Annotated in this window: 3 protein-coding genes; all 3 read left to right on the top strand. The window is 42.1% G+C overall.

Annotation, left to right across the window (positions count from 1 at the left end; genetic code table 11):
• Window positions 1-296 precede the first annotated feature (296 nt).
• Window positions 297-5639, top strand: a complete 5343-nt coding sequence (locus tag WMO25_RS12720; RefSeq protein ID WP_349085598.1) for a penicillin-binding Tp47 domain C-containing protein — start codon at window positions 297-299, stop codon at window positions 5637-5639.
• 223 nt (window positions 5640-5862) lie between these two features.
• Window positions 5863-6558: an RluA family pseudouridine synthase gene (locus WMO25_RS12715; protein WP_349085596.1), complete on the top strand. Its 696-nt coding sequence runs from the start codon at window positions 5863-5865 to the stop codon at window positions 6556-6558.
• A gap of 123 nt (window positions 6559-6681) precedes the next feature.
• Window positions 6682-6823 (top strand): transposase (locus tag WMO25_RS12710; RefSeq protein ID WP_349085599.1); only part of this gene is annotated, 142 nt, incomplete at its 3' end.

Genomic DNA, 6823 nt, shown 5'->3' with positions numbered 1-6823 from the left:
TATCCATTGTGGACTGCCGGGTATCAAAGGAATGAAGTGATATTGACTTTAATCAGGGCATTGATTTTACTTGGCCTGTTTATCTGGCTGGGAATTTAAGCATTGGCGAAAGCAAAATCGCCGAAAAATGAGTTATTTAATTAAAGAACAGGGGCTGGGTTGCCATTGGCATACAGCTCCATAAAAAGAATTAATGATTAGCGTGCGCTAATGCTGATTTTTAATAAATGGCTCGATTTGAGTCGGATTTTACACTAAATGCATAATTCAAATTTCATACTTATAAGGAGGACGATATGAAAAAGAATGAATTAATTAATAAGACATTGGCCGGCCTGATGATTGCAGCAATGACAGCCGGCGTGTGCCCGACAACTGCATTTGCGGTGACTGGGGGACAGGTTGCGAAGGATGGAACTTATACAGCAACTGCTCATGTAACAAGAACAGCAGAAGATGACACGAATGAGGATGAGTGGGATGAGTATGATATTGATGTTTCCCTGACTGTTAAAGATGGCAAGTTTGCGGATATTGCAGTAACACCAGGAAAAGGATATTCTACAGGCAATAAAAAATATTTAAGATGGGCGTATACTGATTCGCAGGGAATCAAGACACTGCTTGAAGGCAAAGAAGCAACTGCTGATACTGTAAATGGCTGGGATTCTGTTTCAGGTGCGACACGTACATCAGATGCCGCTAAAACAGCAGCTCTTGCAGCACTTGAAAAAGCAGCAGAAGCGGCAACACCAGTAGAAGTCAACACAGCTAACCTTGAAGCAGCCATTGCAAAGGCAAAAGGTCTGACGGCAGCAGATTATACAGCAGAAAGCTGGGCTAAATTACAGACAGCTTTGACAGCAGCGGATGCAGCTCTTACAGCAAAGGAAAGCCAGGATGCAGTAGACACAGCAGCGGGCAATTTGACAGCAGCAATTGATGCCCTTGTAAAGAAACCAGAAGAGGTAAAAGTCAACACTGAAAAACTTGAGGCAGCGATCGCAAAGGCAGATGCGCTTAAAGATAAAGAAGCAGATTATACAGCAGAAAGCTGGAAGACAATGCAGACAGCTCTGACAGAAGCAAAGTCAGCACTTGCAGCAAAGGAAAGCCAGGATAAGGTAGATGCAGCAGAAACAAAACTGACAAAAGCGACAAATGAACTGGTAAAGGCAACTGTTTCCACAGAGGTTTATGTTCTGATGAACATTCCTTACGACAAGTTCTATGCAGCAGAAGGTGACGATGATGTAGATGCTGTAACATCTGCAACAAAACAGAAAACAAGAAAATCCGGACTTACAGCCGGTTCCTATCATGTGAACAGTGATGGTACAGATATTACAGGTGTTGTATATCCGGTAAAAGTAAGTGATATTTCCGCACTTGAGAAATATACAAAGATTACAGACGAATCTAAAGTAGATATTACAGTTTCAGGTAAAGGCGGAGAACAGACAACGACATACGAAGGAAAAGATGCATTATTTGAAAGCGCAAGCTATTCCTATTATATTTTAAGTGAAGCCCCATCTTATTATAAAGAAGCAACAGTTAATGAAGATGGTACATTAAGCTTTGGAAAAGTTGAAGGCACAGAAGTTAAGACATTGAGTGGTGTAACTGCAGAATTTTCAACTTCATCCAAATATGGCGATTATCGGATTGATCTTTCCGGACTTCCGGATGATATTACAACAGTTTATGGTGTTGTCGTAGGCACAAAAGAAGGCTCTAATTATGGTATGCGTCATCTTGAAAATATCTGGAAAATTTCTGAACTGGCATGGAGCACAGGATTTGTAACAACATCCCATAGCAGCCCTCTTCAGTACAAAGACTATGTGAATATGATGGGCCAGACAATCAACAAGATTACATACTACACCAACGCAGGTGTTTATGAAATTCCTGTAGAGATCAAAGTACCCGTTAAATTTAATGGCAGTCTTTCAGTAGAAAATGGTAAAGCTTCAGATGGCAGCGTATCAGCAACTGTTGAAGGACTTCCGGATGATTATGCTGCTGAATACAGTGTGGATGGACTCAGTGATGTCAAGTTTGAAAATGGCAAGCTGACATTTGCAGCTGAACAGGCCAGAGGTGGAAGATACACATTGACTGTATCTGATAAGAGTGAAAAATATGCGAGCCTGACAGCAAAGTTTGTATTGTCATCAGAAGTAACTCCGATTGCGTATGATAGTGACAAAGAGGCTCTTGTGGCTGCAGATGGCTATACAGCAGATGATTTAGCTGCTTATGTCAAGAGTATTGAATCTGTATCTGTAGATGGGACATCTTATGCGGCTTCCGGCAAAGGTGCTGTGAAAATTATCAAAGAAGATGGCTCTATTGATGCAACTGCAAAACCATTTGCGGATGCGAAGGATGGTCAGGAATTTGAGATTGTTGTCAAAGCAACAGGTTATGCAAAAAATTATACCTTTACATATAAATATGAAGACGCTTATACCTATGTTTATGCAGGACTTAGCTGGGCAGAATACTGGGCAGCTGAAGGTGTACAGGCAGCAGGAGATGCTTCTTCTTCCGATGCATATGACCTTCGTGATGAGTATGATAAGGGTGCATTTGATACAGTTACAAGAGCAACAGTTAATCATGGTCTTCAAAGAGGAAGCTTCCAGTGTACAGCTGTGATTGAGGCAGAAAATGGTAAGGAATACAAGATTTCTTACTGGAAATCTGAAGGCAAAACAACAAAAGCAGTGCTGACAGACGGCAGTGAGATTACATTTAACCGCGGAACAATTACAGAAGCAGATGGTACAACAACAACCATGAAGGAGTATGATGTAACAGGCCTCAAATATGTTCCGGTTAAGGTCGCTAAAGAAGATTATGAAGCCTTCAAAGCGAAGTATGATGTGGTTGAAAATGGCGGTACACTGTCAGGTGGCTATTCAGAAAGCAAACTGAGCAGCTATAATGGTCTGGTAGCAGAAGTAACAGCTGCAACAAATGGCCTTAAGACAGCAACTAAGAATTCAGATGGCTCCTTCAGCTTCTCTGCGAAAGCCGCAGGTACAGAATCCGGTATTAAAGATCAGGCATTAAAGACAGCACCTTCTGCAGCTGATGTTGGCTTGACAGTTCAGGAAGGAGAAGGAAAATATGGTGAGTTCCTTCGTGTAGATATGAAAGGAGACTATGGCGATCTTGCCGCAAATATGCAGGCTGTGAAGTGGACATATTATGGTTCAGACAGTACATATAAGAATGCCTTGGCAACTTATGGTACAAAGTTTGCAGCTGATAACTGGATGCATAAATCAATGGGTATTCAGCTTGGCCTGACAGATTCTCTCAGATGCACATTGCCTGCAGGTACAGATGGTACAGGCTACTGGACAATTACAGTGACTGCCCTTGGATACGAAGATGTGACCTACCAGTTCCAGGCAACAGAAGAGAATATTGCCAAAGCGAATCCTGTGACAGATACAAGTGAATTGGAAGCTGCAATTGAAAAAGCAAAAGGTCTGAATAAGGAACTTTACACCGCAAAGAGCTGGAGTAATGTAGAAAGCGAATTAGAAGAGGCAGAAACAGAGCTTGAGAGAAAGCATACTCAGGAAATGGTGAATGAAGCAGCAGAACATTTGAATAATGCGATTGCCAGCCTGAAATCTCAGTATGTGCTGATGAACATTCCATATTCTGCGTTCTACAAGGCAGAAGTTCAGAATGATGTGGATGTAGATGTATTTACATCAGCAACACTGAATAAGACAAGAACAGCATCTCTGGCAGGCGGTTCTTACCATACAAATGCTGACGGCAGTCAGATTGACGGTATCACATTCCCTGTTAAAGTAACGGATGATATGGATATGTCCAAATATACACAGGTAACAGATGACGATTCTGTTGACATTACAGTTACAAACAGAGGACAGACAAGTACAACAACTTACAAAGGCAAGGATGCGCTGTTCCAGAATGCAGATTATGCATATTATAATCTGACAGAAGTTCCATCTTACTACAAGGAAGTCTCTGTTGATAAAGATGGCAATCTGACATTCGGTAAGACAGTCGGCAATGTGACAACACTGGAAGGCTTAAGCGCAGAACTGTCAACGGAGACAAGTTACGGCGATTATCAGTTAGATATTGATGGTCTTCGCGATAAACTGACAGAGCTTGGTGTAAGCAATGTTAATGCGGTTGTTGTCAATACAAAAGAAGGCAGCAGCTATGGTCTGCGTCATCTTGAGAACATCTGGAGAATGGAAGAACTGGCTTGGGCAGCAGGCTTTACAGAAGCTGTTCATGGCTGCCCGACTTCATCTGATCATTATAAAGCAATGATGGGTCAGACAATTACTTCTGCCACCTATTATACAGATAAAGGTATGTACAATATTCCATTGGCAGATATTTATGTACCGGTTAAATTCACACATGACCTTGAAGTAGCCAATGCGACAATTACAGCAGGCAAGACAGAAGTTACTGTAACCGGTCTGCCGGATGATTATGCTGCTGAATACAAAGTAGATGGCCTTGACGGTGTAAGCGTTCAGAATGGTGTATTAACATTCAGCAATGCAAAGAAAGGTAAATACACATTAACAATTTCTGATAAGAATGGAAAATATGCAGATATTACAACAGAATTTGAACTTTATACAGAAGCAATGCCGGCTGCATATGATGCGGATAAGAAGGCACTTGTTAAGACCGCAGATGCGACAGATGAAGAATTTGCTGATTACATCAAGAGCATTTCTGTAGTCAATGTTAATGGTAAGGATTATAGAGCAACAGGTCGCGGTGCAACAGTGATTATTAATGAAGATGGTTCTATTAAGACAGATGCAGCAACATTTGCAGAAGGTGATACATTTGAAATTACAGTAAGTGCAACTGGTTATTTACCACAGAGTTTCACTTATACAACAAAAGTGGCTCCTGCTCCGGCAGAAGTTAACACAGAAGCCCTTGAAGCAACCATTGCCAAGGCAGAAGAACTGAAAGAATCAGACTACACGGCAGAGAGCTGGGAAGCAATGCAGACATCCCTGACATCAGCAAAGGCAGCCCTTGAAGCAAAAGAGTCACAGGAAGCAGTGGATGCAGCATCAGCAAGTCTCCAGTCTTCTATTGATGCACTGAAAGCAGCAACACCTGCTGAAACAGAAGAAGAGACAAAGGATGATAAGAAGGATGAGACAGAAGCTGTGGATACAGCAGCTCTTGAAAAGGTCATCGCAACAGCTAAGGGACTCAAGAAGAATGACTACACAGCCGCAACCTGGACAACTTTGCAGACGGCTTTAACAAATGCAGAAAAAGCCTTGGATGCCAAAGAATCTCAGAAATCTGTAGATGAAGCAGCAAAGACACTGCAGGCAGCAATTGATGGCCTGAAGAAAGCAGCTGATACAACTGCGACAACGGATGACAAGAAAAACAACAATAATAACAACAATTCAACGAACAAGAACAATACAACAAACAAAAATACGACAACAAGTAAGAGCAGCCCGAAGACAGGTGATCCTGTAAGCGTACTCGGCCTGCTTGGTGCAGCAATTTCTTCCGTTGGTATTGGTGGTTTAGGATTAAGACTCAGAAAGAAATCTAAAAGAGAAGATGAGGAATAATTCCTGATGAATTGAATATTCGAATGGCAAGAAGGGGCTCCGCTTTCATGCGGACCCCTTCTCTTTCTGAACAGTTACCTGAATTTTATATTGAGTTGAACTTTGCAGGAGTACTTTAAAAGTGTCCATACTTCTGCTATGATAGTGGATAGAAGAATGTCGATATTCTGAATGAAGTAAAGAAATAGATATAAAAATGTAAAGGACAGAAAAGGATAGATAAATGGCAGAAGTAAAGATTTTATATGAAGATAAAGACATTATTGTGGTTGTGAAGCCTGCCGGGATGGCCTCCCAGGAGGAACGCTCGGCGGATATGGATATGGTGAGCTGGCTGAAGAATTATCTTGTTCGGGAGAAGAAGGTCAAAGGTATGCCGTATATCGGTGTGATCCATCGTTTGGACAAGCCTGTGGGCGGTGTCATGGTTTATGCCAAAACGCAGCAGGCGGCAGGAAAGCTCAGTGAACAGGTGCGAGGCAATAAGATGACCAAGGAATATCTGGCGGTATTGACGGGAACCTTTCCGAAGAAAGAAGGACGGTTGGAAGATATGCTCCTCAGCAACGGCAAGACCAATAGAACAGAGGTGGTGGACGCCAAAACTTCCGGCGCCAAAAAAGCCGTGCTTGAATATAAGGTTAAACGGACAAAATTTGACGAGGGTCAGCAGTATTCTCTGGTGAATGTCCATCTGATCACAGGACGTCGGCATCAGATCCGTGTCCAGATGGCCCATGCCGGTGCAGGGCTTTGGGGAGATACCCGCTACAATCCCGTTTTTGCGGATAAGAAAGGCTGGTTTGACCTGGCGTTGTTTGCATGGCATCTGGAATTTGATCATCCGGTGACAAAGAAGCATCTGGCATTTAAAGTGCCTGCAGGATCACAGATTACAGCCCATTTTAACAAAAGTTAGCAAGAATTCTCCTTTCTCTACAGGTGGGAGATGAATTGCAGAAAAAAGAAAATAGAACGCTTGTTCTGTGGTGCGAAGTGTGGTATACTATAATCAGTCGAAAGGATAGAAAGGACTGATTATATGGACAAAATGGATCATAATGCACATTCAGTATATTTGATGTATTATCATCTGATCATGGTTGTAAAATACCGAAGAAAAGTAATAGATGATCCGATTTCGGAACGTGCAAAAGAGATCTGGGAACGTATTGCACCTGATT

Origin of the sequence: Coprococcus intestinihominis (assembly GCF_040096555.1) — a bacterium.
Taxonomy (GTDB): domain Bacteria; phylum Bacillota; class Clostridia; order Lachnospirales; family Lachnospiraceae; genus Coprococcus_A; species Coprococcus_A intestinihominis.
Note: the sequence above shows the minus strand (reverse complement) of the source record. Positions and strands in the feature narration are given on the sequence as shown.

Excerpts from the sequence above, each read along its gene's own strand:
- WMO25_RS12720 (WP_349085598.1), top strand. The coding sequence starts at position 297 with ATGAAAAAGAATGAATTAATTAATAAGACATTGGCCGGCCTGATGATT.
- WMO25_RS12715 (WP_349085596.1), top strand. The coding sequence starts at position 5,863 with ATGGCAGAAGTAAAGATTTTATATGAAGATAAAGACATTATTGTGGTT.